Genomic DNA, 24,991 nt, shown 5'->3' with positions numbered 1-24,991 from the left:
CCCCCCCCCGCCCGCGCCGCCCCGCCCCCCCCCCCCCCCCCCCCCCCCCCCCCCCCCCCCCCCCCCCCCCGCCGCCGTGCGGTCAGGCGCCCTCGCCGAGCACGCCGCGGATCAGTTCCCGCTGCTCCTCGGACAGATAGGGGTCCTGGACGTCGACCGTCCGGCCGTCGACGGTGATGCGGTAGTGGTAGCCGTCCGCCGTGGACGCGACGGCCCGGTGCGCCAGTTCCTCCCACCGCGGGGCGTCCCGGCGGCCCGCGGTGTCGAGCTCGCGCTCCTTCTCGCCTCCGGCGAAGCCCCCGGAACGGGTGACGGTGATCAGCACGGTCCTCTCCTTCCTGGTCGGGTCTCCCGCCGCGCGGCCCCGCCGGGGCCGCCGCGGCGACGGCGGTACACCCGCCGCCACCGCCGCTGCTGCCCCGCATCCCGGCCGCCTCCCGGCGGCAGGCCCCGGAACGCCCCGAAACGGCCGGAAACCGCCACCGCGTGGCCGACGGACGACCGCCTCCGCGCAGACCGCCGCCCCGGCCGCGCGGCCGGACCCGCGGGACCGGTCCGGTCCGGCCCTCGGTTTGCCGGGGGAACGGCAGGGCACGCGCGGACCCGTTGTACACCTTCCCCCGACACCTCCGAGGAGCCATGAACGGCGTACTGAGGCTGCTTGCCGTCCTGGGCGGCTCCGTCCTGCTCACCTCCGCGGTCGGCTGGCTCGCCGACCTGGTGCTCAGGCGCGTGGACGCCCGCCACCCCGAGACCCCCCTGTGGAGCCTGCTGCGCCGCTGCGGGCTCCCCCTGCGCATCCTCCTGCTGGCCGCCCTGCTGCGCGGCTCGTTCCGGCAGATCTCCTGGCGGCCGCTGCTGGAGCACGAGGCGGCGGTGGGCAGGGCCCTCTCCCTGGTGACGATCGGCGCGGGCGCCTGGTGCGTCGTCCACATCACCTCGGCGGTGGTGGAGTCCTCGTACGCCCGGTACGCCGCCGGCACCCGCGACCCGTCCCGGCTCCGCCGCGTCCGCACCCAGGTGACCCTCATCATGAGGATCGTCACCGCCCTCGTCGCCCTGCTCGCCGCGGCGGCGATGCTGCTCACCTTCCCGGACTTCCGCGCCGTCGGCACCTCGGTGCTGGCCTCCGCCGGCATCATCGGCATCGTCGCCGGCGTGGCCGCCCAGTCCACCCTCGGCAACCTCTTCGCCGGCTTCCAGATCGCCTTCGGCGACCTCGTGCGCATCGGTGACACCGTCGTCGTCGACGGCGAGTGGGGCGTCGTCGAGGAAGTCACCCTGACCTTCCTTGCCGTGCGGACCTGGGACGAGCGCCGCATCACCATGCCCGTCTCCTACTTCACCGGCAAACCCTTCGAGAACTGGTCCCGCGGCGGGATCCAGATGACCGGCACCGTCTTCCTGCACTGCGACCACAGCGCACCCGTCTCCCTGATCCGCGAACGCCTCAAGGAGATCCTCGACCGCTGCCCGGAGTGGGACGGCCGCGGCTGGAACCTCGCGGTCACCGACACCACCCCGACCACCGTCGTCCTGCGGGCCATCGTCACCGCCAAGGACCCCGACGACCTGTGGACCGTCCGCTGCACCGTCCGTGAGGAACTCGTCGCCTGGCTCGCCGAGAAGCACCCCTACGCCCTCCCGCGCGTCTCCACCTCCCCGGCCGTGCCCGCCCCCCACCTGCCGGCGGAGTCCGGCGGGACGCACAGGTTTCGCGGCGCCCGACCGGGCCAGACGCGGGACTGACGCACCCGGAGACCGATCCCACCCCGACCCACGCGACCACGCGGGAAAGGAACCGACCCATGTCGAACGTGTCACGGCTGCCCGGCCGAGCGGAACACCACTGGGAGTGGCAGGAACGCGCCGCCTGCCGGAACCTCGGCCCCGACAGGTTCTTCCACCCGGCGGGCGAGCGCGGCGAGGACCGCGCCGAACGCGACCAGGCGGCCCGCGAGATATGCGCCCTCTGCCCGGTCCAGGCCGAGTGCCTCCGCCACGCCCTGCGCGTCCAGGAGCCCTACGGCGTCTGGGGCGGCCTGACCGAGGAGGAACGCCGCCCCCTGTACGCGAGTGCCGCGAGCTGAACCGGCAGGCGCGGCGCCGCCCGGTGAGCCGACGGACGCGAAAACCCGTCCGCCGCGTGATCATCGCCGCCGACGGGGAAGAGGCGAAGGTATGCCCGACCTCGCACGGCCCTTCCGCCCCTTCCGTCACATCCCGCACCGCCTGGTGGCCAGACGGCGGGACCCCGTGGTGGTGCAGAGCGTACGGTCCACCGGCGCCGCGGTGCTCTCGTACGTCGTCGCCCTCCGCCTCAGCAACGAGCCCGCTCCGCTGACGGCCCCGCTGACCGCCCTGCTCGTGGTCCAGGTCACCCTCTACTCCACGCTCACCACCGGCGTGCGCCGCGTGAACTCGGTCGTGGCCGGAGTGCTGGTCGCGATCGGGTTCAGCGCGCTCGTGGGCCTGACCTGGTGGAGCCTCGGGCTGGTCATCCTCGCCTCGCTGGTGGTCGGGCACCTGGTACGGGTGGACGAGTTCGTCCCCGAGGTGGCCATCAGCGCGATGCTGGTGCTCGGCGTCACCCGGGTGGCCGACACCGCCTGGGACCGGGTGCTGGAGACCCTGATCGGCGCCGTGGTCGGGCTCGCCTTCAACCTCCTGTTCGCCCCGCCCGTCTGGGTGGAGCCCGCCAGCCGGGCCATCGACGACCTGGCCGCCCGGATGGCCGCGCTGATGACCGGCATGGCCGACGAGCTCACCGGACACACCACGGTCGCCGAGGCCGCCACCCGGCTGCACGAGGCCCGCCGGCTCGACAACGACATCGCCGGGGTGGACGCCGCGCTGCGCCAGGCGGAGGACAGCCTGCGCATGAACCCCCGCGTCCGCGAGGGGCTGATGTTCCGGCTGGTCCTGCGCACCGGCCTGGACACCCTGGAGATCTGCGCGGTCGTCCTGCGCGTGTCGGCCCGGGCGCTCACCGACCTGGCGAAGGCCCGCAGCGACGAGCCGCTGTTCACCCCCGCGGTGACCCGCGCCCTCCAGGACCTGTTCGGGCACATGGCGCTCGCCGTCCACAGCTTCTCGCGGCTGATCACCGCCCAGGTCACCACCAACGCCGAGGAGCAGGAGGACCGGCTCACCCGGGAGCTGGGCATGGCACGGGACTCCCGCGACCTGCTGGCCCGCCTGCTGCTGGAGCAGCTGCACACCTCACCCGCGCACTGGCAGCTGCACGGCGCACTGCTCGCCGACGTCGACCGGGTGCTGGACGAACTCGACGTCGACAAGCGATCCCAGCGGCTCATGGAGGAACTGGACCGCCACTCCCGCCTCCGTCACGAGTCCGGCACCCGCCTCCACCGCGCCCTGCGGCGCGCGGCCCGCCGCTGAGTCCGGGCCGCTCAGCGGTCCTTGAGCAGGGCGCAGGCGAAGTCCTCCTGCACCGTACGGAGCCTGGCGAGCAGCGCGGGCTTGTTGCCCTTGCTGGTCTGCGTGGTGATGGAGAACGTGAGCGACCGCCTGCCGTCCGGCGTGGCGGCGGCGAGCTGGGTGTAGCCGGGGAAGTTGCCGGTGTGGCCGTAGAGGACGCCGCAGCGGGTGGCGTACCGGTACAGCGCCAGCCCGGCGGCGTTGGTGCCGGGGCCCGCGGGTTCCGAGGAGTCGCCCGGACGGAAGGCGAGCTGTTCCTCACGGGTCTTGTCCGACAGCAGCGCGGGACCCCCGTACGCGCGGATGAAGGCGCCCAGGTCCTGCGGCGTGGAGACGATGCCGCCGGAGGCCCAGACCCCCGAGGCGCCCAGGGCCTCGCTGACGTCCTCGGGCCCGGCGGGCGGGTCGACGTCGTAACCGTGCAGGAACGGGCGGGGGAGCCGGTATCCCAGGGGCAGGCTGGTCTCGCGCAGGCCGAGCGGGCGGTACACGAGGTCCGTGAGGAGGTCCTCGTACCGGCGGCCGGTGGCCGCCTCCGCCATGAGGGCCACGGCGATGTTGTCGGAGTTGGAGTACTCGTACAGGCTGCCGGGGCGGAACAGCAGCGGCTCGTCCGCGACGAAGTCCAGGAGGGTGCGCGGGTCGAACCGGTGGCGGGGGTCGGCCCGCAGGACGCGCAGGAAATCGGGGGCGGCCGAGTAGTCGGGCAGGCCGCTGGTGTGCTGGAGGAGCTGGCGCAGGGTCACCGCGTGCCAGTCGGCGGGCTGGGCGGGTAGCCGTTCGCCGATGGTGTCGTCGAGGGAGAGGCGGCCCTGGTCGACGAGGCGGAGGGCCACCGCGCCACTGAACGCCTTGGCGACGCTGGCGATGCGCATGTGGTCCTCGGGGTCCGGCCGCCGGCCCGTGGCGAGGTCCGCGACACCGGCGGTGTACACCTGGCTGCGGCCGTCCCGGGTGAGCACGGCGATCGCCCCGGGCGGGCCGTCGGCCTGGGCGACGAGCCGTTCGAGCCGCCGTTGGAGGCGGTCGTCGCGGTCCGGGTGGCCTCCGGCGGTGCCCGGACCCGCGCCGGCCGCCTGCGCGGGCGGGAGCAGCGCGCCGAGGGCGGCGGCCGCGAGGGCGGCGGCGGACAGTCCGGTGCGGAAGCGGCGTACGCGGGTGGGCACGGGTGTCTCCCGGGGTGGGGGCGGGCTCGGCCGGGGACCGCTGCGGGCCCGCCTGCCTGGTGCTGTGGCCGGAAGGGTCCGCCGGTCCGCGGCGTCCGGTGCGGTGCGGTGCGTGGTGAGGGGGAGGGCCGCTGCGCCTACTCGCCGTACGCGCGCGGTCCGGCGACGCAGCGAGGCGGTGAACCGTTCCGGTCACAGCACTAGCAGCCGCACCACCGCCGCCGTCCCGCGCCGCGCGCACCGGCGGCCGGTCGGCGCACACCCGGATCCCCCGCACCGGGCGTGTCGCCCGCGGTCGGCGCACGGCCCGACGGCCCTTCCGGCCGGGCCACCGCCGCGGCGATCCGCCGACGCGGCGGGGGCCTGGTGCGCGGTGGCGGCCGTCGGGGCGGCACCCGGAGGGGCCGACCGGGGCGGCGGCCCCGGCGTGCGGCGGGCCTGCGGAAGCGGCAGGCCCGGGGGACCGGCGCCGGGCGGTCACCGCCGCGGCGGGGGCCTGATGTTCGCGGGCGGGCGGAAGCCCGCGTGCTGGACGTACTCGGCTTTCGCCCGGTGCGGCGAGTGGGGGCACCCCCTGCTCGCAGAGCTCGGGGCAGCGTGCCAGGCGTCGCGGGGCAGACGGGAGTCTGACGACAGGACCTAGGGAACCGGCACGCCCGCGCGCAGGAAGTACAGCCCGACGAGCAGGCCGTTCCCGTCGTAGGTGACGCGGAACTCGCCGGGCCCCTTCTCCATCCGGAGCGGCACACGCACCACCGTGCCCGCTGCGGATCCGGTCTGGCGGGGCTCCCCGTGCGCCCGATAGCGCCCGAACTCCCGCACGTACGCCTGCCAGGACCGCTCCAGCACCTGCGGGGACGCCTGGCGCCGGAGGGCCGGGGCGAACCGCGCGGAGACGGCCGCGAAGTCCCCGCGCACCACCTCGCCGAGCGCGTCGAGGGCAGGCTGCCGGTACGAAGGTTCTCCGGGCACCACTCCGACGCGGGGCACCGCGACGGCGGCGGCCCTCGGCGCCGCGTGGTGCGTGGTCCCCGCGCCGGATGTCGCGACCCCCGGCGGAGCCGGCTCGGGGGGGCGGCGGGCGGCCGGGGGCGGACGTCAACAGGGCCGCCGTGGCCAGGGCCGCCACGGTCGTGTTCCGGGCGAGTCCGGTCCCGCGCGGGAACGAGGGCATGGCCTGCTCCTTCCTCCGGGCGAGGAGGGGCGGACGGAACGCGGGCACGCGAGTCCGCCACCGGTTTCAGGCTAGGGGCGTTGCGAAAGTCCCGCACGGCGCGGCCCACGGCGGGGCACGCCCTCTCGCCGCACCGGCCGGAGTCCCGAGTACACCCCGTACGAGGGCCTTCGCCCGGCACGCCGAGAGCACGCACCGGACGCCGCGCCACCAACCTGTCCGGACAACACACCTAGGGCGCCGGTACGCCCCCCGCACGCCCCGCCCCCTGCCCCTGCGGGGCCGGGCGCGCGGGGCTTCGGCGGCCGCCGCGCAGGCCGGTCAGGTACGCCGCGGTGCGGGCGACGGCCGGGTCCTCGTCCCGGGACAGCCGGGCGAGGGCGCCCGCCGCCGTGTCTCCCGGGATGTCGGCCAGCGCCTGCGCCAGCCGCAGCCGGGCCGGTGCCCCCAGGTTGCCCCGGTCCAGACGGTCGAGGAACCCGGCGGCGATGCGCTCCGCCAGCGGCGGGTCCGCGGCCAGCGCGCCGAGCGCGTCGGCCGCGTCCACGTCGTTGGCTCCCGCGACGACCACGTCGGTCAGCGCCGGCACCGCCGCCGCCACCCCCCGCGCCCCGAGCGCCAGGGCCGCGCACCCGCGGACCCCCGCGTCCCCGTCCCCGAGCACGGCCTCCAGCAGCGCGGTCGCCCGGGGCAGCGGGATCTCCGCGAGGGCCAGCACGGCCCGCCTCCGCACCTCGGCCACGGGCGAGCGCAGACCCTGCGCGAGCGGACCGATCCCGGCGTCACCGGCCCGGGCCAGCGCCCAGCGCAGGGCTCCGGCGACGTTCGGGTCGGTCTCGCCCAGCGCGGCCTCGGCCAGCGCCTCCACCGGTGCCGCACCCCCCTCGGCCGCCGACAGGGCCGCACGCTGGCGCTCCCCGGCGCTCGGCGACCTGAGCGCCTGCAGGAGCGCGACGGCCCGCAGCACCTCCTCCCAGTCGGCCGGCTCCGCGGCACCGATCCGTTCCAGCCGGGTCAGCAGCTGCGTCTCCGCGGCGACCCGTTCCCGCACCTGCCGCACCAGCTCGTCGATGAGCCCGGACGGCGTGAAGCCGGGGTCGTCCAGGGCCCGCGCCACGTCCCGCAGCCCGAGCCCCAGCGACCGCAGGCTCTCGATGTGGAAGATCCGCCGGATGTCCTCCTCGGAGTACTCCCGGTACCCGGTCCCGGTCCGCCCGGACGGCCGCAGCAGGCCCAGGGACTCGTAGTGCCGGAGCATGCGGGCGCTGACCCCGGACCTCCGCGCCACCTCACCGATCAACACGGCCCGCTCCGCTCCTCACCACGCCCGGCCCCGCCCTGCCCTACCCTCCGACCATGATCCGCCTCGCCTCCCGCAGGGCGAACTCGAATCCCGCGTCGGGGTCGAGAACCAGCCGCTCCGTGGCGATCGCGTGTTCCCGCACCGCGGGGGCCGGCGCCGTCATCGCGGTGCGCACGGCCGGCAGGGCCTCCTCGCCGAGCGCGACGAACGCCCGGCTCAGGCTCAGCCGCGTCTCGTGCCCGCCGCGCCCGAACTGCGCGGCCAGCAGCCGGGCCAGCTCCCCCCGCCCGTCCGGAGGCACCAGCACGACGGCCGCCCGCCAGGCGCTGCGCGCCACCGTGTCGTCGGCGTCGGCGAGCAGCTCCCGGGTGATCGCCGGCCACGCCCCGCGGTCCCCGATCTTGGACAGGGTGTGCAGGGCCTGGCTCCGGGCCTGAGCGCCCGGCGAGCCCAGCGCCTCCACCAGCCCCGGTACCGTCACCGCGGCCGGGTGGCGGACCAGCGCCCACGTCAGCATGTCCCGTACGAAGAACTCGGGCTCGACCGCGCACCGCTCGATCAGCACGCCGACGCTGCTGTCCCGCGCGGCCGTCCCGACCTCCAGCGCGGCCCGCAGCCGCACCGACGCGCTGGGGTGCCGCAGCCCCTCCAGGGCCCGCGCCAGCCGTGCTTCCTCTTCCGTGATCACCGCGACCACCTCCTCGGCGACCACTGAAGACCTTGCCACGGTGTCAAGGTCAAGCGCGGTGCCGGGCGGCCGGGCGGGGCCGGCCCGCCGGCTCAGCAGCCCCCGCAGTTGTAGTAGAGGACGTCCCAGTGGTTGCCCTCGTCCGCGTAGACGTTGCCGGAGCCCGACTGCCACATGGGGGCGCCGTCGCCGCGCACGCCGATGTAGGCGAACGTGTTCTTCACGTAGCCGGTCAGGCAGGTGGACTTCGCGTAGTCGAGCTTGTAGCCGTTCCAGTGGGAGTACGTGCCGCTCGCGTGCCCGGTCTCGGTGCCCCCGGTGATGTTGAGCGCGCAGCCGCTCGCGCTCCGGAGGGTCTGGGCGCCCTGGGCCGTGGCCAGGTTGAGCTGTTCGAACGACGTGCACGTGGGGTTGTTGCGGTCCGAGCAGCCGCCCGACGAGGACCACGTGATGCCGGCCTGGCGGAACATCGAGGTCGCCGTCGCGTGCGTGATCTTGACCGGGGCGGCCTGGGCCTGGGCCGCGCCGCTCAGCACGCCGAATCCCGGTGCGAACAGGGCGCCGAGGACGAGGAAGAGAGCGGTGAGGACGGATCGGGTCTTCACGTCGGATGCCTCCTGCTGGATGACCGTGCGGGGTGCGGGCCGTGCCGTGCGGGTGGGGCACCGGCGATCGTGCCCGACCGGGCGGCCGGTGAATCCTTTTTCCGGTACGACTGATCCACCCGCACGGGTGGACCGCGGCCCGTACCGCGGCACCGGCGCCCGACGGCCCCCCTATAAACGGGGTGTTACCCCACCCCACCGCCTCCACTGATGGGTCGTCACGCCATGTTGAACGCCGCACTGCGGGTGCTCGCCGCCACCTTCGTCCTGTCCTGCGCCGCCCTGTCCCCGTCCGCAGCGGCCGCCCCGGCGGCGGGCGACGACTCCAGCGCGCCCTGCGGCCCGGTCGTCGAGTACCGGGCCTGGGACTGGTGGCGCACCACGACGGACCCGGGGATCGCCCCGACGGTGGCGTCCACCGCGGTGAGCGAGCGCTGGCAGTGGCGCGACGACGTCAACACCCTGTGGCGCGGCGACACGAGGGAGAACGTCGAGGACATCTTCCGGACGGGCTTCACCCCGCGCGGTGACCAGCTCATCCCGCTCGCCGAGTACATCGTCAAGGGCGGCGGCCAGCTCAGCGCCCACCTCAGCACCAGCTGCGACCCGTCGGTGGCCAAGCGGTTCGCGACGTACGGGACGGAGAAGACCGGCTGGGTGTACGAGATCTACGCGCCCGGCGGCATCGACGTCAACGCGACGGCGCGCGTGAACGGCTACCAGTCGCCGTACCTGTGGAACAAGGAGGTCGACTTCCCGGGCGGGGTGCGGGGCAACTTCATCAAGGGCGCCTGCAAGTACCGTCTGACGGGCACGGATCCGGTCACCAACGACAAGACCTGGGAGCGGCTCGCCTGCAAGGACAACGCCGGCTTCGCCCCCTACAAGAGCGACCGGGCCGCCTACGCCCTCACGCACTGATCCCTGTCCCGTCGCCGTCCCGCCGGCCGGACCGGCGGGACGGCGCGGGGTCAGAAGCCCCAGGGGCTGAGTTCGGTGATGGCGGCGAACAGGTGCGCCCACACGTCCCCGGCGGGGGAGTCCCCGTCCGCCGTGAGCGGTTCGAGGGCGGCGGTCTCGCGGAGGAAGTCCCGCGCGCCGTCCTCGCCCGGGTACCCGTTCCAGCAGGCGCCCATGAACCGGTACACGGCCTCCAGCACCCGTACGAACGTCTCGGTGTCCCGGGCGAACGGGAACGGCCCCTCGCCGCCGCGGACCATCGAGACGGCGCCCGTCCGGGCGTGGACGAGCACCCGGCCGGTGTCGGCGTAGCCCAGCTCGAACGTGCCCAGGTGCAGCAGCCCGTCCCCGTCGGGCTCCATCCCGGACGCCGTGCCCCCGGCCCAGGCCAGCCTGAACGTGGCGACTCCGGCGGCGAACCACGTCGGCAGGCCGGCCGTCACGGCCAGCTCCCGCGTGGGCGCGTGGGTGAGGGCCTCGGGCAGCTGGTCCGGGGTCAGCAGGACCATCCCGTCCGCGTCGAACGCCTCCTCCAGGCGGGCCGCGTCCAGGGGCGCTTCGGCGGCCGTCGGTCCGGCGAACCAGGGCCCGCCCCCGCCCCAGGCGACGGCCTCGCCGTCGCCGGCCTCGTCCCCGGCCCCGCCGGTGTGCTCCAGGACCACGAGGCCGCGCGGCTCGACGAACAGGACGCGGCCGCCGCCCAGGGCCACCGGCTCCTCCCAGGTGTCGGGCTGGTGGAGCCCGTGGTCCTCGGCGTCGGGGTCGAAGAGGACGGGCCCCTCCACGGGGGCGTCGTAGGGCCGCTCGGTGAACTCGCCCCCGGCGGGGGCGGGGACCGGCTCCCCGGTGGCCGGGTCGAGCCACCGCTCATGGGTCCACTGCGACCACAGCTTCAGCAGGAGGCGGCCGTCCGGCGCCTCGTGGACCTCGACGCTGCAGTCCCCGCTCAGGTTGGGCTTGGCGCGGTAGGCGCCGACCGGCCGCCACCAGGCCCAGACGGTGCGCCACGGCATCCCGGGCTCGGCCGCGGCGACCAGGTCGGCGTAGGCGTCGTGGCCCAGCACCTTGGCACCGAAGTGCAGCCACGAGGCGAACTCGGCACGCGGGACCTCGGCGCCGCCGAGGATCGTGACGGCCTGCGCCCAGGCCTCGCGGCCCGCCCCACCGCCCGTGGCGGGCAGGCCCCGCAGGGCGGCGGGGCCGGCGGCGAGCAGACCGGCGGGGGAGGAGAACAGCGTGTCAAGATCGTCGCGAGTCATGCGGACATGCTGCCACCCGCCGCCGACAGGGCCGCCCGGGGGACGGCCCTGGCCCTGTCAGCCGTTCAGGCTGCTCATGTACTGCGGCGCGTAGCGCTCGCCCGAGGCGACGCCGCGCGGGGCCACGGCCTCGATGGCGGCGATGTCCTCGTCGGTGACCGTCACGCCGGTGGCGGCGATGTTCTCCTCCAGGTAGCCGCGCCGCTTGGTGCCCGGGATCGGCACCGCGCCCTGGCGCAGCACCCAGGCGAGGGCCAGCTGGGAGGAGGTGACCCCCTTGGCCTCCGCCAGGCGCCGCACGGCGTCGACGACGGCGAGGTTGCGGGTGAAGTTGCCGCCCTGGAATCGGGGGTCGGCGCGGCGGAAGTCGTCCGGCGCGAAGTCGTCCGGACCGGTGATGGCCCCGGAGAGGAAGCCGCGGCCCAGCGGGGAGTAGGCGACCAGCCCGATGCCGAGTTCGTCGAGGGCCGCCCGTACGCCGTTGTCCTCCAGGCCGCGCTCGAAGAGGGAGTACTCGGTCTGCACGGCCGTCAGGGGGTGGACGGCGTGCGCGCGGCGGATGGTGGCCGCGGCGGCCTCGCTGATGCCGAGGTGGCGGACCTTGCCCGCGGTGACCAGCTCCGCCATGGCGCCGATGCTCTCCTCGACGGGGACGTCCGGGTCGACGCGGTGCAGGTAGTACAGGTCGATGTGGTCGGTGCCCAGGTGGCGCAGCGAGCGGTCGGCGGCGCGGTGGATGTACTCGCGGCGGCCGTTGTGGCCGCGGACGGTGCCGTCGTCGTCGATCTCGATGCCGGTCTTGGTGGCGATGACCACCTCGTCGCGGCGGCCGGCGACGGCCTTGCCGACCAGCCGCTCGTTGACGAAGGGTCCGTAGCCCTCGGCGGTGTCGAGCAGGGTGACGCCCAGCTCCAGGGCGCGGTCGATGGTGGCCAGCGATTCGGTCTCGTCGGTGGCGCCGTAGAAGGCGCTCATGCCCATGCAGCCGAGGCCTTCGGCGCCGACGTGCAGGCCCTGGGAGCCGAGTGCGCGCAGTTCCATGGTGTTCTCCTGGGGAAGATAAATAACTAACTGGTTACCTACATCGTGCACGCGCGTGTTCCGAGATGTCAATAACCAGATAGTTACTTGCTAGCCTCGGGGCCATGGCACGTGATTCCAGCGCAACGAAGGCCCGCATCCTGGCGGCCGCCTTCGAAGAGTTCGCCGCGTACGGCATCGCCGGCGCCCGGGTCGACCGCATCGCCGACACCGCCGGGGCGAACAAGCGGATGATCTACGTCTACTACGGCAACAAGGAACAGCTCTTCGACCAGGTGATCCTCCAGGCCGTGGAGCAGGGCGCGGAATCCGTCCCCTTCGACGCCGAGGACCTGCCCCGCTACGCCGGCGCCATCTTCGACCACCTGACGGCAGACCCGCGGCTGATGCGGCTGGTGATGTGGAAGAGGCTGGAGCGCCCGGAGGCCACCGCCCTCGAAGCGGAGTCCTACGCGCGCAAGACCGCCTCGCTGGCCGCGGCCCAGCGCGCCGGGCACGTCGACCCCGCACACGCCCCGGCCGACCTGCTCACCCTGGTCCTCGCCCTGGCCCAGGCCTGGTACACGGCGGCCGGCGGCGCCCCGGACGCGGGAGAACACCGGGCCGCCCACCGCGCGGCGGTCGTCGACGCGGTGGCCCGGCTGGTCGAGGTCCGCGACGGCGCCCCCGTGCCCCCCGCCGCCTGACGGCGGGCCCGCCACCCCTTCCCCTTCCCCACCCCAGGAGGCCCGGATGGACGTCACGCTGCGCGCGGTGAGCGACGCGGACCTGGCGGTCCTCTACGCGCAGACGAACGAACCCGAGGCGGTCCGGATGGCGGCGTTCACCGCCGAGGACCCGTCGGACCGCGCCCGGTTCGACGCGCACTGGGGGCGCATCCGCAGCGATCCGGCGGTCGTCACGCGCACCGTCGTGGGCCCGGACGGGGAGGTCGTCGGCAGCGTCGGGCTCTTCGGCCCGCCCCGGGAGCGCGAGGTCACGTACTGGATCGGCCGCGCGTACTGGGGCAGGGGCGCGGCCACCGCCGCCTTGCGGGCCCTCCTCGCGGCCGTCCCGGACCGCCCCCTGCACGCCCGCACGGCCGCGGACAACGCCGGCTCCCTGCGCGTCCTGGAGAAGTGCGGGTTCGTGGTCACCGGCCACGAGCGGGGCTTCGCGCACGCGCGGGGCGAGGAGATCGACGAACTCCTCCTCACCCTCGCCGACTGAGCCGCCCCCGGGCCGCGGCCACCGGGACACCCTGCGGGGGCTGCTGCGCCCCGGGGCGGGCCCGCATATTGGCTTGCCGCCGTCGCCCCGCGCCGGATAGGAAGCACGCATGCTGAGAGGCGACAAGGTCGGGCTGCGGGCCCGCCACGAGGACGACATCCCGGTCCTGCGGGCCGAACTCCACGACGACGTGGTCAACTCCTCCCGCTCCGAGGCGGGGCCGTGGCGGCCGATCACCCCCGGCTCGCAGGACCCGCGGCTCGTGGTGGACGAGAAGCAGGAGCGCAGCGTCCAGTTCTCCGTCGTCGAGCTGGAGGGCGGCACGCTGATCGGCACCGCCACCATGTGGGGCATCGACACCCACAACCGGTTCGCGCACCTCGGGCTGGGGCTGCTGCCGGCCGCGCGCGGCAAGGGCTACGGCACCGACGTGGTCGCCGTGCTCTGCCACTACGGCTTCACCGTGCGCGGCTTCCAGCGGCTCCAGATCGAGACGCTCGCGGACAACGACGCGATGCTGCGCGCCGCCGAGCGCAACGGCTTCGTCCGCGAGGGGGTGCTGCGCTCCTCGGCCTGGGTGATGGGCCGGTTCCTGGACGAGGTGCTGCTCGGGCTCCTCGTCCAGGAATGGCGGCCGGCCGCCGAGCCCTAGTAGGCCGGCTCAGGCCAGGTCGAACCGGTCCAGGTTCATGACCTTGTCCCAGGCGGCCACGAAGTCCCGTACGAACTTCTCCCGCGCGTCGTCGCACGCGTAGACCTCCGCCAGCGCCCGGAGCTGGGAGTTCGAGCCGAAGACCAGGTCGACGGCGGTCGCGGTCCACTTGACCGCGCCCGTCGCCCGGTCCCGCCCCTCGAACTCGCCCTCCGCCGTGGCCGAAGCCTTCCACTCCGTCCCCATGTCGAGCAGGTTGACGAAGAAATCGGGGGTCAGCGTCCCCGGCCGGTCGGTGAACACGCCGTGCGGGGACCGCCCGACGTTGGCGTTCAGGGCGCGCATGCCGCCGACCAGGACGGTCATCTCCGGAGCCGTCAGCGTCAGCAGACTGGCCCGGTCCAGCAGCAGCGTCTCGGCCGCCGGCTTCTCCCCGGCCCGCAGGTAGTTGCGGAACCCGTCCGCCCGCGGCTCCAGCACCGCGAACGAATCCACGTCCGTCTGCTCCTGGGAGGCGTCCGTGCGCCCGGGGGCGAACGGGACCTCGACCGGGTGCCCGGCGTCGGCGGCGGCCCGCTCGACGGCCGCGCACCCGCCCAGGACGATCAGGTCGGCGAGCGAGATCCGCTTGCCGCCGGACTGGGAACCGTCGAACTCCCGCTTGATCCGCTCCAGGGTCTCCAGCACCTCGGACACCTCGGGGGTGTCGTTCACCTCCCAGCCGCGCTGCGGCGCGAGCCGGATCCGCGCCCCGTTGGCCCCGCCGCGCTTGTCGGTGCCGCGGAACGTCGACGCCGACGCCCACGCCGTGGCGACCAGCTGGGGGACGGACAGGCCCGACGCGAGGACCTTCGCCTTCAGGGCGGTGACGTCCTCGTCCGTGACCAGCTCGTGGTCGACCTCGGGGACCGGGTCCTGCCACAGCTGCGGCGCGGGCACCCAGGGGCCGAGATAGCGGGTGACGGGCCCCATGTCACGGTGCAGGAGCTTGTACCAGGCCCGGGCGAAGGCATCGGCCAGCTCCTCCGGGTTCTCGTGGAAGCGGCGTGCGATCGGGCCGTAGACCGGGTCCAGCTTCAGGGCGAGGTCCGTCGTCAGCATCATGGGGGCGTGACGCTTCGAGGGGTCGTGCGCGTCGGGCACCGTGTCCCGCGCCGCGGGGTCCTTCGGCGTCCACTGCTGCGCGCCGGCCGGGCTCGTCGTCAGCTCCCAGTCGTACCGGAACAGGTTGTCCAGGTACCCGTTGTCCCACTTCGTCGGGGCGGTGGTCCACGCGCCCTCCAGCCCGCTGGTGAGCGCGTGCGGGCCCGCACCGGTGCCGAAGGTGTTCCGCCAGCCGAGGCCCTGCTCCTCCAGCGGAGCCGCCTCGGGCTCGGGGCCGATGTACTCGGCACTGACCGCCCCGTGGCACTTGCCGAACGTGTGGCCCCCGACGATCAGCGCGACCGTCTCGGTGTCGTCCATCGCCATACGGGCGAACGTCTCACGGATGTCACGGGCCGCGGCCAGCGGGTCCGGGTTTCCGTTGGGCCCTTCCGGATTCACGTAGATCAGGCCCATCTGGACGGCGCCGAAAGGACCCGCGAGTTGTCTGTCGCCGCTGTAGCGCTCGTCTCCGAGCCAGGTGTCCTCGGGCCCCCAGAAAATCTCCTCGGGCTCCCATACGTCCTCCCGGCCGAAGCCGAATCCGAACGTCTTGAAGCCCATGGATTCCAGGGCGCAGTTACCCGCGAAGACGAGCAGATCCGCCCACGAGATCTTCCGTCCGTACTTCCGCTTGACCGGCCAGAGAAGCCGCCGGGCCTTGTCCAGGCTGGCATTGTCCGGCCAGCTGTTCAAAGGGGCGAACCGCTGCGCGCCCTCCCCGCCTCCGCCGCGGCCGTCGGCGATCCGGTACGTCCCCGCGGCGTGCCAGCTCATCCGGATGAAGAGCGGCCCGTAGTGGCCGTAGTCGGCGGGCCACCAGTCCTGCGAGGTGGTCATCACCTCGAAGACGTCCCGCTTCAGCGCGTCGACGTCGAGTCCCGCGAACTCCTCGGCGTAGTCGAAGTCCTCGTCCATCGGGTCGGCGAGGGGAGAATTCTGGTGGAGGACCTGGAGGTCCAGCTGATTCGGCCACCAGTCCCGGTTCGTCCTCGGCGGAGTCGCCGCGGGGGCCGGGGAGGGGATTACCGGGTTCTCGCTTTCGCTACCGGACACGTCGTCCTTCTTCCTGTCTCGGTCCAGCCGTATCGGCGTCGGTAATGGTCGCGCACCGCGGGCTTCAGAGCCACGAGAACACGCATGACAATGCCGCGTTCGACGACCGGGATCCGCGAATGGCGCCCCATTCCACCGAATCCGTGCCCGCGATCTTTCACGTCCGGAGCAAGGCGCGGGGCATTCGCATTCCCGGGGAGAAAGCCGAGGGCGTTCCCCCGGGGCACCCCGGTGGCCCGCCCCTCAGACCCTGCGCCAGGCGGCCATCGCCCACGAGAAGACGCCGAACAGCAGCAGCCCCGTCGCGACGGCGACCAGCAGCCACGGCCCGGCGGGCGTCCCGGCGAACGACCGGAGGGTGTCGTCGACCCCCTTGGCCTTCCCGGGGTCGTACGAGACGGCCGCGTGGACGAGGAACGCTCCGGCGGCGGTGAACACGGCCCCGCGCGCCAGACCGCCCACGACGCCGAGCGCGTCCACGGCGCGGCGGCCGCCCGGGGGCAGGCGCACCGTGTCCATCTCCTTGCGGAAGGTGCGCCGGGCCGCCCCCACGGCGATGACGACCCCGCCGACGGCCAGGGCGATGCCCGCCGCCGCCGTGAGCCACTGGCCCGCCGGGGCCGCCAGCGCCATGGCCGTGACGTCCCGCGACTGCTCGTCCCCCGAGCGCCCGCCGCCCCGGCCCGCGGCGAACGACAGCGCGGAGAAGGCGCCCACCGCGTAGAAGCCGGTCCGGGCGGCGGCCGCGAAGCGCCGGGTGAGCTTGCGCCCTTCGGGCCCGGCGGCGCCGAAGACGGCCTCCGAGAGCCGCCACAGCGCCATCGCCACCAGACCGGCACCGACCGCCCACACGAGCACGCGCCCGAACGGGTGGGCGGCCAGTTCGGCCAGCGCGCCCGTACGGTCGGCCGCCCGCTCCGAACGGCCGAAGGCGATCCGCAGCGCCAGCACGCCCACCACCACGTACAGCACGCCGCGCGTGGCCAGACCGCACCGGGCGGCCGCGGCCACCGCCGCGTGCGTCTCGCCCGCCCCGGTGTCGCCGGCGGAGGGTGCCGTCATCGTCCACCCCTTCCGTGAGGGTTCGAGGGTCGTGCTCAGGGTCGCGCACGCCGCCCTTGCCCGCTGGGGGCCGCGGACATGCGCCGCCCACGCCCCAGGCGGCCCCGGCGGGATCCCCGGCGCCGCCGTTTCGCCGACCGAAGGCCGGGTAACCGCGCGGTCACGGACAGACCGTGAGGCCCGATGAGGAGGCAACATCCATGGGCGGCATAGGCGGTTGCATCACCCTGATCGTGGTGGGGGCCATCCTCACCTTCGCGAGCGACTGGCACATGGACGGTGTCAACCTGGACGTGGTGGGCGTGATCATGATGGCTGGGGGACTCCTGGGGCTCGGCGTCTACAGCCGCGTCCTGCGCCGCCGCCGCGCCGCCGCCCTCCCCGTGGTGGACGAGACGCGCGACCGGATCTGAGGCGCCAGGTGCAAAGCGCGGGATCACGGGTAGGCGCGGGCCAGATCGCCCCGCCGCCCGCGCGGAACCGTGACCCCCGTCCGACCAGGAGATCCACGTGCCCAGCACCGCCCTGACCTACACCGACCCCCTGCCGCGCCTGATCGCCCTGCCCGGTGTCTACCGCCCGCAGGCGGACACCCTGCTGCTCGCCGACGCCCTCGCGCGGGAGCCCCTGCGCCCGGGGGCGCAGGTCGTCGAGATCGGCACGGGAACCGGGGTGCTCGCCCTGCGCGCGGCGGCCCGCGGCGCCCATGTCACCGCCGTCGACGTGGCCTGGCCCGCGGTGCTGGCCGCCCGCCTCAACGGATGGCGCCAGCGCCTGCGGCTGCGCGTCCTGCACGGCGACTTCGCCGACCGGACCCGCGGGCGGCGCTTCGACCTGGTCCTCGCCAACCCGCCCTACGTCCCCGGCCCGGATTCCCGGCTGCCCGCCGGCGGGGCCCGGCGCGCCTGGGAGGCCGGCCGGGAGGGCCGCGCCGTCATCGACCGGATCTGCGCCGCCGCCCCGGGCCTGCTGCGGCCCGGCGGGGTCCTCCTGATGGTCCACTCGGGCATGTGCGGGGCGCAGAAGACCCTCGCCCTGCTGCACCGGCAGGGCATGCAGGCCCACGTCACGGAACGCACCCGGATCCCCTGGGGGCCCGTGCTGCGGTCCCGCGCGGCGTGGCTGCGGGAGCAGGGCCTGGCGGAGGACGGCGAGGACCGGGAGGAACTGGTGGTGGTCCGTGCCCAGCACCCCTGAACCCGGATCCGGCGGTCGCACGGCGCCGTCGGCGGCGCAGGGGCCCCCGGCGCGGCGGGTGTCCGTGGAGCGCCGCGGCCCGGTCCTGGTCGAGGGACCGGTCGAGATCACCCTGGACGACGGGACCACCGTCCGGTCGGACCGGTTCATGGTCGCCGTGTGCACCTGCCGCCGCAGCCGTACGTACCCCTGGTGCGACACCAGCCACCGTGCCCGCGAGCGTGCCGCCCCGCCACCCCCCGGCGCCGGGGAAGCGGGCGGCGCCGGGGAAGCCGACGACGGGAGTGAACGATGACCACAGCCGCACCGGCCGCCACCGGCCCCGTACTGGTCGAGGGGCGAGGCCCGCTGTCCCGCGCCGTGGTGGCCGCCCTGCGCGGGGACGGGCTCGCCCACGGGAACCCCTCGGCGGCCGCGCAGGCCGACCCGTGGGGCGAGGACCTGCACCTGGCCCTCTACCTCCTCTACGAGCTGCACTACCGCGGCTTCGCCGGCGTGGACGAGGACCTCGAATGGGATCCGTCCCTGCTGCGCCTGCGGGCCGCCCTGGAGGACCGGTTCCTGCGGGCCCTGCGCGACGCGACGGCCGGCGCCCCGCGCACGGTGAGGGAAGCCTTCGACCCCCTCCTCGTCGAACCGGTGGACCCGAGCGGAAGCATCGGCCACCACCTGGAGACGGCGGGCGAGCCCTGGCAGCTGCGCGAGTACGCGGCCCTGCGCTCCCTGTACCACCTGAAGGAGGCCGACCCGCACGCCTGGGTCATCCCGCGGCTGAGCGGCCGGGCCAAGGCCGCCATGGTCGCCATCGAGTACGACGAGTTCGGCGCCGGGCACCCCGACCGCATCCACGCCCGCCTCTTCGCCGACCTCATGGCCGACCTCGGCCTGGACGCCTCCTACGGCCACTACCTGGACCGGGCGCCCGCGCCCCTGCTCGCCACGGTCAACCTGATGTCCCTCCTCGGCCTCCACCGCTCCCTGCGCGGCGCCCTGGTCGGGCACTTCGCCTGCGTGGAGGTGACCTCCTCGCCCGGTTCCCGGCGCCTGGCCCGGGCCATGCGCCGGTGCGGCGCGGGTCCCGCCGCCGAGCGCTTCTACGCCGAGCACGTCGAGGCCGACGCGGTCCACGAGCAGGTCGTGCGTCACGAGGTGATCGAGGGCCTGCTCGCCGACGAACCGGACCTGGAGCCCGACGTGGCCTTCGGCTGCGCGGCGACGCTCCTGCTGGAGGACCGCCTCGCCGCGCACATCCGTACGGCGTGGGAACAGCACCGCTCGGCCCTGCGCACCCCTGTCGGCGCGGCGCCCCCCACCGGGTGAGGGGCGCCGGGGCCGGTCACTTCAGGGGGACGGCGTCCTTCGCGGAGGTGTGCCAGTTGGTGACGACCGGGTGGTCGACCGTGAAGGTGCCGACCGGCAGGGAGACCGGGTTGGGGTCGGAGTTGCCGACGGCGACGATGATGCTGTCCAGTTCCTTGCCGCCGTCGGTCTTCGCGGTCTTCGGGTTCACCCCGGCGTAGGCGGCGGTGTTCCCGCCCAGCTGGATCCGCTGGGCCGCGGCGTGCTCCGCGGGGCCGGCCTGGGTGCCGTCGGAGCCGAACGCCACGGTGGGCAGCGCCGCGGGGAGCCAGCAGGTGATCCCGGGCTTGGCCTTCGCGGTGACCAGGAAGTATCCGCCCGCCTGGCTCTCGGTCTTGGCGCTCCAGGCGATGTCGTTGGCGCCGCAGGTCTGCTCGACGGGCTTGCGTCCGCCGCTGCCGGTGTCGGCGCCCGAGCCGGCCGTGCCCGCCGACGGCTTGCCCGTCGCGCCGGGAGCCTTCCCGTCGGCCTGCTTGCCGCCCGCCGTCGCGGAGACGGAAGGAGCGGCGGAGGGGGCGCCCTGCGCGCCGGTTCCCGCCGCGTCGGAGTCCTGGCACGCCGTCAACAGCATGGCGCCGCCCACGAGGGCTGCGGAGACGAGGAAGGCCTTGCGGCGGTTGCCGGACATGAACGGAGCCCCTTGAGTTCGGTGGTCGGTGGTGCGTGGCCGTGGCGGGAGCGTTCGGCCCCTCGGCGCCACATGATCACTATGAGGGAGCCGGGGGCCCGGAGCCCGCGACGTCGTCGTTCCAGGACGACGCCGTCACAGATCGGTGACATGACCACGCAGTTTCAGGCCACCCCGCCTCCCCGGGCCGTTCCGATCCGCCACCGGGGCTCGCCCGTTCGGCGGACGAATCCCCGGGCGTGAGGCTTCGCCGCCCCGACGGGATACGGATGTCCCCGGTACCCGCCCCCGTTCCCCAGGGAGACCCGATGAGCTGCATCAACCGACGCGATCTCGCACTGCTGGCCCTCCGTGCCGGAACCGGCGCCGTGCTCATGGCCCACGGCACGCAGAAGCTGTTCGGCTGGTTCGGGGGCGGGGGCCTGGAGGGGACCGCGGCCGCGATGGAGCACATGGGCTTCACCCCCGGCCGGCACAGCGCCCTGGCCGCCGGGCTCGGCGAGACCGGCGGCGGGGCCCTGCTGCTCCTGGGCCTGGCCACCCCCGCCGCCGGCGCCGCCGCGGCGGGCGCCATGGCGGGCGCGGTGTCCGTCCACGCCCCGGCCGGGTTCTTCGCCCAGGCCGGGGGCTACGAGTACCCGGCGTTCCTCGGGTTCACCGCGGCCACCATCGGCCTCGCCGGCGCGGGCCGCTACTCCCTCGACCACGCCACCGGCCACACCTTCGACCAGCCGTGGATGCTGGCGCTGGCCTTCGGCGCGACGGCCGTCGCCGCGGCCGCCGTCGTCGCCAAGCGGGCCCGGGGGCAGCAGGCGGCCGAGGGGGAACCCGCCTGACGCCCGGCGGCGAGGCGCTGTCGGGGCGTGGCCGGAAGGCCGTGCGGGGACGTGCCGGTGTGGCGTGATCATCCCGACCGGAAACCGGCTGTCACGGTGCGCGGCCAGGCCGTAGGAATGGGCTGCCGTACCCCGTTCGCCTCTTTCGTGTCCAAGGAGCCCGCCATGACTCGTTTGCGCACCGCCATGACCCTCGCCGGCGCCGCCGCGGTGTTCGCCCTCGCCGCCGCGCCCGCCCAGGCCGCCCCCGGCGACGTGACCACCACCTGCGCGAGCACCGCCACCCCGGTCGGCTACGTCGACGTCAGCTGGGGCTACAGCAACACCTGCGGCGGCCAGAACTTCGCACCGAACATCAAGCAGATCAAGCAGCTCACCGGCCTGCCCATAGGCACCGTGGTCCAGGCCTGCGGCTCCACGTACTACCCCGCCGGCTGGGTCCAGACCAGCTCCTACTACTCCGGCTCCTGCGTCGCCTTCCCGAACTCCGGGTTCAACAACAACGCCTGGACCCTCAAGCGCGTCTCCTGACGCCGCGTCCGGTCACGGTCCCGCCCGCCCCGCGAACCGCGCGGCGGGCGTCGCCGCGCCCGGGTCCGGGTAGCGCGACCCGCCGGTCTGAGTAGGACGACTCAGGCGGTCCGGGCGGGCGGCGGCCACGCTGGAGCAGTCGTCGCCGCCGTCCGTGAACGGAGAAGAACACCGTGCTCAGCCGTCTCGCCCACCTCCTGGTCCCCGTCCTCGGACGCGTCCGCGTCACCATCGCGCCCGACGTCCGCCTCGCCCCCGGCAGCGTCATCGTCGCCAACCACACCTCCCTCGCCGACCCCGCCGTGGTCCTCGCCGCCCTGCGCCGCTGCGGTGTCGAGCCCGTCGTCATGGCCGCCGCCGGCCTCTGGCGCATCCCGGTCCTGGGCCGTCTGCTCGTCCGCGAGGGCCACATACCGGTCCACCGCGGCGACCGGCGGGCCGCCGAAGCCCTCGACCGCGCCGCGGCGGCGCTCGCGGCCGGCCGTTCGGTGCTCCTGTACGCCGAGGGCGGCATCCCCTCGCGCCGCGACGCCGCCGAAGCCGCGCCCCTGCCCTTCCGCAGCGGGCTCGCCCGGCTGGTCGCGCGCACCGGTGCGCCCGTCGTCCCCGTCGGACAGGCCGGTGTCCGGCGCGTCACCTCCGGCGGCCCCGCCAAGCAGGTGGCCGGTGTCCTCACCGCCCCGCTGCGGCGCCCCCGGCTGCACGTCCACGTCGGACGCCCGCTGGAACCGACCGGCGACACCGCCGCCCGCACGCTCCAGGCGCGGACCGCCGTGACCGACGCCTGGCGCACGGCGGCCGCACATCTGGGGGAGCCCGCCGCCTACGGGGCGTGACAGGGTCGGAATCAGGCCAATTCCCCGGATCCGGCCGTACGGGGCCGTCCGATCGGTAGCGTCCCGTCACGGGAACCACGGAAGATCCGTGCGGCTCCCGGCACACGACACCGACGGAGGACAGCCATGGCGAATGTGGAAGTCTCGCTGAAGGAAGCGATGACCTCGATCGAGGGGGCCCTGGGAGTGGCCCTGGTGGACTACGCCAGCGGGATGGCCCTCGGCACGCTCGGCGGCGGCAAGGACCTGGACCTGATGGTGGCGGCCGCCGGAAACACCGACGTCATCCGGGCCAAGATGCGGACCATGGAGATGCTCGGCATCCAGGACGAGATCGAGGACCTGCTGATCACCCTCGGCAGCCAGTACCACCTGATCCGGATCCGGCGCGGCCGCTCCGGCGGCGGTCTCTTCCTCTACCTCGTCCTGGACCGGGGCAAGTCCAACCTGGCGATGGCCCGCCACCAGCTCAACCGGATCGAAGGCGATCTGGAGGTCTGACGGAGGCGTCCGCCGGGCCCACGCACGCCCATGAGTTGAAGAAGTCTTCAACTCGGAACATGTGAAACAGGTCAACATCGGTTCCGCGTGGGCCGACGGGACGCGACGATGGGTGAGGTGGTGGTCCCACCCCGACCGGAGCGGTCCGAGGAGGAACAGGAGCGTCGTGGGAATTCAGGTCCCGCTGTACCAGGCCAAGGCGGAGTTCTTCCGGATGCTCGGCCACCCGGTCCGCATCCGCGTGCTGGAGCTCCTCCAGGACGGTCCGATGCCCGTGCGGGACCTGCTGGCCGAGATCGACGTCGAGGCCTCCAACCTGTCGCAGCAGCTGGGCGTCCTGCGCCGCTCGGGCATCGTCGTCTCCACCCGCGAGGGCTCGACCGTCACCTACGCCCTCGCCGGCGGCGATGTCGCCGAACTCCTGCGCGCGGCCCGCAGGATCCTCACGGAGATGCTGGTCGGCCGCAACGCCCTGATCGCCGAGCTCAACGAGAAGGACCCCGCCCCCGTCCGCACGTAGGCCCTCCGCGCACGCGGAGCCCGGGCCCCCGCACGCACGACCGGCCGGGACCCCGTGGAACGGGTCCCGGCCGAAGCGTCCGCGCGGCCGGCTCGGTCAGGAGCGCGGCTTGACCAGCGCGACGGCCTCGATCTCCACCAGCTGGTCGGGGAAGGCCAGGTCGCTGACGCCCAGGATGGTGTCCGTCGTGCGGTGGTTGCCGACGTACTCCTTGTGCAGGCGCGCGGCCGTGTCGAAGTTCTTGCGCAGGTCCTTCGTGTAGATCTTCATGCTGACGATCTGGCTGCGCGGGATCTTGTAGTGCGCGAGGACCTTGTCCATGTTCTCGAACGAGGTGCGCACCTGCTTCTCGAAGTCGCCCACGCCCACCAGGTTCCCGGCCGCGTCGTGCGACAGCTGACCCGAGATGTAGACCGTGTCACCGGCCCTGATCGCCTGCGAGTACCCGTAGGAGTTCTCCCACGGCACCCCGAAACCGAAGTGGTCCCAGCCGCCGCGGCGCGCCTGGTCCTGCGCACTGGCCCCCTGCGGCCCCACGACGGTGATCATCACTGCCACCAGCGCGGCCACCACAGCGGCGATGCCGAACCTGCGCCCTGACTTGGTCATTCCCGTTTCCTTTCGTCCCAGCGGAGCCTGGTGCCCCGACGTTCCCACCGGGCGAGCGAGAACGCCTCGAACGGGAATCGAATCGGCGTGGACGGCGGACGCGGGACGGCGCGGCCGGCCGCGGTGTCAGCGCGTCCGTACCGGGTCGAGCAGGCCCGGCGGCAGGTACTCCGCGAGGGAGCCGGCGAGGGCGGCCGGATCCGCCGACCAGTCGGCGGACGCGTGGACGGGCCGGCGCGGCAGCGGCACGGCCTCGGTGCCGCCCAGCCGCCGCGCCACGTCCTGGCGCAGCTGCGGCAGCATCGCGTAGAGCCGGTCGCCGGGGCAGGCGGTGCTGTTGAAGTCCCGGTGCCCGTAGATCTCGGACGGGGACACGTCGTACTGGCGGCAGACGCGGGCGCACAGGTCGGCGAGGGCGGAGAACTGCGCGGCGGGCGGCTCCGCCGTCGTGTAGGTGCCCTCGTTCTCGATGCCGATGGCCACGCTGTTCTGCCCCACGCAGTGGGCGCCCCGTACCAGCCGGTCCCCGGCGTCCAGCGCGGCCAGGCTGTGGTGGCGGCCCTCCAGGACGAACGCGCCCCGGCTGACGGTGAAGTGCTGGCCCGTGTCGATCCAGCCCTGCACGTCCATGTGGTACGTCTGGATCGCCCGGGCCAGCGCGTGCGCCCGCTCGCGCGAGTAGTCCGTCACGTTGGCCGAGGCCGTGTGGTGCACGATGATCCGCTCGGGACGGGTGTCGAGGACCACGACCTCCTCGGACGCCTCGCGGGCGCCCCAGCCGCCGCAGTCGGTGATCGGGGGCGTCGTGGCGCCGTCCCGGCCTCCGGTTCCGGGGGCCCGGTTGCCGGCCGCGCGGGCCGTCGCGGCGGCGGAGGGCAGGAGGACGGCGGAGCCGAGGGCGAGTGCGGCGGAGAACACGCCGCGGCGGGAGAGCCGGGCGGAGGGGTCGGACGTCATGGAGCCGCCTGTTCCTTGGGGGGACGGGCGTCCCATGCAAGGGGACGGGGCGCCGCGAGGCACGCAGGCGCTCCGTGGGCCCACCGCGTTGGGTCCCTTTCGGGGGACGGCGAAGAGGAAGGCGACGGCCACGGCGAAGGGGCCCCCCCCGGCTCCCGGCGGGGCCCCCGCCCCCCCCCCCCCGGGGGGGGCCCCGCATTTTTTTTTCCGGCCGGGGGGTAAGCCACGGGGGGCGCCCCCGCCCCCCGCGGCAAAAAA

At 74.5% G+C, this 24,991-nt stretch carries 29 protein-coding genes; 16 read left to right on the top strand and 13 right to left on the bottom strand.

The window, feature by feature from the left end:
* Nucleotides 1-82: 82 nt before the first annotated feature.
* Nucleotides 83-325 carry a protealysin inhibitor emfourin gene (locus tag WDV06_RS28655; protein WP_395512698.1) on the bottom strand — a complete coding sequence of 81 codons (243 nt, stop codon included), beginning with the start codon at nucleotides 323-325 and terminating at the stop codon, nucleotides 83-85.
* Between the two features lie 314 nt (nucleotides 326-639).
* Here WDV06_RS28655 and WDV06_RS28650 point away from each other — a divergent pair, with 314 nt between their 5' ends.
* From WDV06_RS28650 to WDV06_RS28640, 3 genes are all read left to right on the top strand, one after another.
* Nucleotides 640-1,749, top strand: a complete 1,110-nt coding sequence (locus WDV06_RS28650; RefSeq protein ID WP_395512697.1) for a mechanosensitive ion channel family protein — start codon at nucleotides 640-642, stop codon at nucleotides 1,747-1,749.
* A gap of 59 nt (nucleotides 1,750-1,808) precedes the next feature.
* Entirely contained in the window at nucleotides 1,809-2,090 is a 282-nt protein-coding gene (locus WDV06_RS28645; RefSeq protein ID WP_395512696.1) for a WhiB family transcriptional regulator, read from the top strand.
* A 91-nt stretch (nucleotides 2,091-2,181) separates the two neighbouring features.
* Nucleotides 2,182-3,402, top strand: coding sequence for an FUSC family protein (locus WDV06_RS28640; protein WP_395512695.1), 1,221 nt, complete (start codon nucleotides 2,182-2,184; stop codon nucleotides 3,400-3,402).
* Nucleotides 3,403-3,413: 11 nt separating this feature from the next.
* Here the strand turns inward: WDV06_RS28640 and WDV06_RS28635 are convergent, their stop codons facing one another.
* The 5 genes from WDV06_RS28635 to WDV06_RS28615 all read right to left on the bottom strand — a co-directional run bounded on the left by WDV06_RS28635 (nucleotide 3,414) and on the right by WDV06_RS28615 (nucleotide 8,377).
* On the bottom strand, nucleotides 3,414-4,607 hold the full coding sequence (locus WDV06_RS28635) for a serine hydrolase domain-containing protein (RefSeq protein ID WP_395512694.1): 1,194 nt from the start codon (nucleotides 4,605-4,607) through the stop codon (nucleotides 3,414-3,416).
* 639 nt (nucleotides 4,608-5,246) lie between these two features.
* Complete coding sequence (locus WDV06_RS28630; protein ID WP_395512693.1) at nucleotides 5,247-5,579, bottom strand: DUF3887 domain-containing protein; 333 nt, start codon at nucleotides 5,577-5,579, stop codon at nucleotides 5,247-5,249.
* Between the two features lie 434 nt (nucleotides 5,580-6,013).
* Entirely contained in the window at nucleotides 6,014-7,084 is a 1,071-nt protein-coding gene (locus WDV06_RS28625; protein ID WP_395512692.1) for a HEAT repeat domain-containing protein, read from the bottom strand.
* A gap of 40 nt (nucleotides 7,085-7,124) precedes the next feature.
* Nucleotides 7,125-7,811 (bottom strand): HEAT repeat domain-containing protein, encoded by a 687-nt coding sequence (locus tag WDV06_RS28620; RefSeq protein ID WP_395512691.1) that lies wholly within the window; start codon nucleotides 7,809-7,811, stop codon nucleotides 7,125-7,127.
* A gap of 53 nt (nucleotides 7,812-7,864) precedes the next feature.
* Complete coding sequence (locus tag WDV06_RS28615; RefSeq protein ID WP_395512690.1) at nucleotides 7,865-8,377, bottom strand: hypothetical protein; 513 nt, start codon at nucleotides 8,375-8,377, stop codon at nucleotides 7,865-7,867.
* 225 nt (nucleotides 8,378-8,602) lie between these two features.
* Between WDV06_RS28615 and WDV06_RS28610 the strand changes: the two genes are divergently transcribed.
* Nucleotides 8,603-9,298 carry a scabin-related ADP-ribosyltransferase gene (locus tag WDV06_RS28610; RefSeq protein ID WP_395512689.1) on the top strand — a complete coding sequence of 232 codons (696 nt, stop codon included), beginning with the start codon at nucleotides 8,603-8,605 and terminating at the stop codon, nucleotides 9,296-9,298.
* A 50-nt stretch (nucleotides 9,299-9,348) separates the two neighbouring features.
* On the opposite strand, the gene WDV06_RS28605 is transcribed toward WDV06_RS28610, so the two are convergent.
* Together WDV06_RS28605 and WDV06_RS28600 are read right to left on the bottom strand one after the other, a co-directional pair.
* Nucleotides 9,349-10,596 (bottom strand): SUKH-4 family immunity protein, encoded by a 1,248-nt coding sequence (locus WDV06_RS28605; RefSeq protein WP_395512688.1) that lies wholly within the window; start codon nucleotides 10,594-10,596, stop codon nucleotides 9,349-9,351.
* 57 nt (nucleotides 10,597-10,653) lie between these two features.
* On the bottom strand, nucleotides 10,654-11,637 hold the full coding sequence (locus WDV06_RS28600) for an aldo/keto reductase (RefSeq protein WP_395512687.1): 984 nt from the start codon (nucleotides 11,635-11,637) through the stop codon (nucleotides 10,654-10,656).
* Between the two features lie 104 nt (nucleotides 11,638-11,741).
* On the opposite strand from WDV06_RS28600, the gene WDV06_RS28595 reads away from it, so the two are divergent.
* The 3 genes from WDV06_RS28595 to WDV06_RS28585 all read left to right on the top strand — a co-directional run bounded on the left by WDV06_RS28595 (nucleotide 11,742) and on the right by WDV06_RS28585 (nucleotide 13,498).
* Nucleotides 11,742-12,323, top strand: a complete 582-nt coding sequence (locus WDV06_RS28595) for a TetR family transcriptional regulator (protein WP_395512686.1) — start codon at nucleotides 11,742-11,744, stop codon at nucleotides 12,321-12,323.
* A 46-nt stretch (nucleotides 12,324-12,369) separates the two neighbouring features.
* Entirely contained in the window at nucleotides 12,370-12,846 is a 477-nt protein-coding gene (locus tag WDV06_RS28590; protein WP_395512685.1) for a GNAT family N-acetyltransferase, read from the top strand.
* A 109-nt stretch (nucleotides 12,847-12,955) separates the two neighbouring features.
* Nucleotides 12,956-13,498, top strand: a complete 543-nt coding sequence (locus WDV06_RS28585; protein ID WP_395512684.1) for a GNAT family N-acetyltransferase — start codon at nucleotides 12,956-12,958, stop codon at nucleotides 13,496-13,498.
* 9 nt (nucleotides 13,499-13,507) lie between these two features.
* Here the strand turns inward: WDV06_RS28585 and katG are convergent, their stop codons facing one another.
* Together katG and WDV06_RS28575 are read right to left on the bottom strand one after the other, a co-directional pair.
* A complete protein-coding gene (gene katG, locus WDV06_RS28580) occupies nucleotides 13,508-15,697 on the bottom strand; it encodes a catalase/peroxidase HPI (RefSeq protein WP_395512683.1) in 2,190 nt (729 codons plus the stop codon).
* Between the two features lie 243 nt (nucleotides 15,698-15,940).
* Nucleotides 15,941-16,759 (bottom strand): DUF1206 domain-containing protein, encoded by an 819-nt coding sequence (locus WDV06_RS28575; protein WP_395512682.1) that lies wholly within the window; start codon nucleotides 16,757-16,759, stop codon nucleotides 15,941-15,943.
* 200 nt (nucleotides 16,760-16,959) lie between these two features.
* On the opposite strand from WDV06_RS28575, the gene WDV06_RS28570 reads away from it, so the two are divergent.
* The 4 genes from WDV06_RS28570 to WDV06_RS28555 all read left to right on the top strand — a co-directional run bounded on the left by WDV06_RS28570 (nucleotide 16,960) and on the right by WDV06_RS28555 (nucleotide 19,276).
* On the top strand, nucleotides 16,960-17,172 hold the full coding sequence (locus WDV06_RS28570) for a hypothetical protein (RefSeq protein WP_395512681.1): 213 nt from the start codon (nucleotides 16,960-16,962) through the stop codon (nucleotides 17,170-17,172).
* Nucleotides 17,173-17,269: 97 nt separating this feature from the next.
* On the top strand, nucleotides 17,270-17,956 hold the full coding sequence (locus WDV06_RS28565; protein ID WP_395512680.1) for a HemK2/MTQ2 family protein methyltransferase: 687 nt from the start codon (nucleotides 17,270-17,272) through the stop codon (nucleotides 17,954-17,956).
* Entirely contained in the window at nucleotides 17,940-18,251 is a 312-nt protein-coding gene (locus WDV06_RS28560) for a CDGSH iron-sulfur domain-containing protein (protein WP_395512679.1), read from the top strand. The genes WDV06_RS28565 and WDV06_RS28560 overlap by 17 nt, the downstream gene beginning before the upstream one ends.
* Nucleotides 18,248-19,276: an iron-containing redox enzyme family protein gene (locus tag WDV06_RS28555; protein WP_395512678.1), complete on the top strand. Its 1,029-nt coding sequence runs from the start codon at nucleotides 18,248-18,250 to the stop codon at nucleotides 19,274-19,276. The genes WDV06_RS28560 and WDV06_RS28555 overlap by 4 nt, the downstream gene beginning before the upstream one ends.
* Before the next feature lie 16 nt (nucleotides 19,277-19,292).
* Here the strand turns inward: WDV06_RS28555 and WDV06_RS28550 are convergent, their stop codons facing one another.
* The gene (locus WDV06_RS28550) at nucleotides 19,293-19,943 is read right to left on the bottom strand and encodes a DUF4232 domain-containing protein (protein ID WP_395512677.1); all 651 of its coding nucleotides are present in this window, start codon (nucleotides 19,941-19,943) and stop codon (nucleotides 19,293-19,295) included.
* Nucleotides 19,944-20,251: 308 nt separating this feature from the next.
* Between WDV06_RS28550 and WDV06_RS28545 the strand changes: the two genes are divergently transcribed.
* From WDV06_RS28545 to WDV06_RS28525, 5 genes are all read left to right on the top strand, one after another.
* Complete coding sequence (locus tag WDV06_RS28545) at nucleotides 20,252-20,779, top strand: DoxX family protein (protein ID WP_395512676.1); 528 nt, start codon at nucleotides 20,252-20,254, stop codon at nucleotides 20,777-20,779.
* A gap of 165 nt (nucleotides 20,780-20,944) precedes the next feature.
* Nucleotides 20,945-21,310 (top strand): hypothetical protein, encoded by a 366-nt coding sequence (locus WDV06_RS28540; RefSeq protein WP_395512675.1) that lies wholly within the window; start codon nucleotides 20,945-20,947, stop codon nucleotides 21,308-21,310.
* A gap of 173 nt (nucleotides 21,311-21,483) precedes the next feature.
* Nucleotides 21,484-22,146: a lysophospholipid acyltransferase family protein gene (locus tag WDV06_RS28535; protein WP_395512674.1), complete on the top strand. Its 663-nt coding sequence runs from the start codon at nucleotides 21,484-21,486 to the stop codon at nucleotides 22,144-22,146.
* A 126-nt stretch (nucleotides 22,147-22,272) separates the two neighbouring features.
* On the top strand, nucleotides 22,273-22,647 hold the full coding sequence (locus tag WDV06_RS28530) for a hypothetical protein (protein ID WP_395512673.1): 375 nt from the start codon (nucleotides 22,273-22,275) through the stop codon (nucleotides 22,645-22,647).
* 172 nt (nucleotides 22,648-22,819) lie between these two features.
* The gene (locus WDV06_RS28525) at nucleotides 22,820-23,167 is read left to right on the top strand and encodes an ArsR/SmtB family transcription factor (protein ID WP_395512699.1); all 348 of its coding nucleotides are present in this window, start codon (nucleotides 22,820-22,822) and stop codon (nucleotides 23,165-23,167) included.
* Between the two features lie 96 nt (nucleotides 23,168-23,263).
* On the opposite strand, the gene WDV06_RS28520 is transcribed toward WDV06_RS28525, so the two are convergent.
* Nucleotides 23,264-23,776 (bottom strand): RidA family protein, encoded by a 513-nt coding sequence (locus WDV06_RS28520; RefSeq protein ID WP_395512672.1) that lies wholly within the window; start codon nucleotides 23,774-23,776, stop codon nucleotides 23,264-23,266.
* Between the two features lie 126 nt (nucleotides 23,777-23,902).
* A complete protein-coding gene (locus WDV06_RS28515) occupies nucleotides 23,903-24,733 on the bottom strand; it encodes a peptidoglycan recognition protein family protein (RefSeq protein ID WP_395512671.1) in 831 nt (276 codons plus the stop codon).
* Between the last annotated feature and the right edge of the window lie 258 nt (nucleotides 24,734-24,991).

The organism is Streptomyces racemochromogenes, from assembly GCF_044129415.1.
Taxonomy (GTDB): Bacteria; Actinomycetota; Actinomycetes; order Streptomycetales; family Streptomycetaceae; genus Streptomyces; species Streptomyces racemochromogenes_A.
Note: the sequence above shows the minus strand (reverse complement) of the source record. Positions and strands in the feature narration are given on the sequence as shown.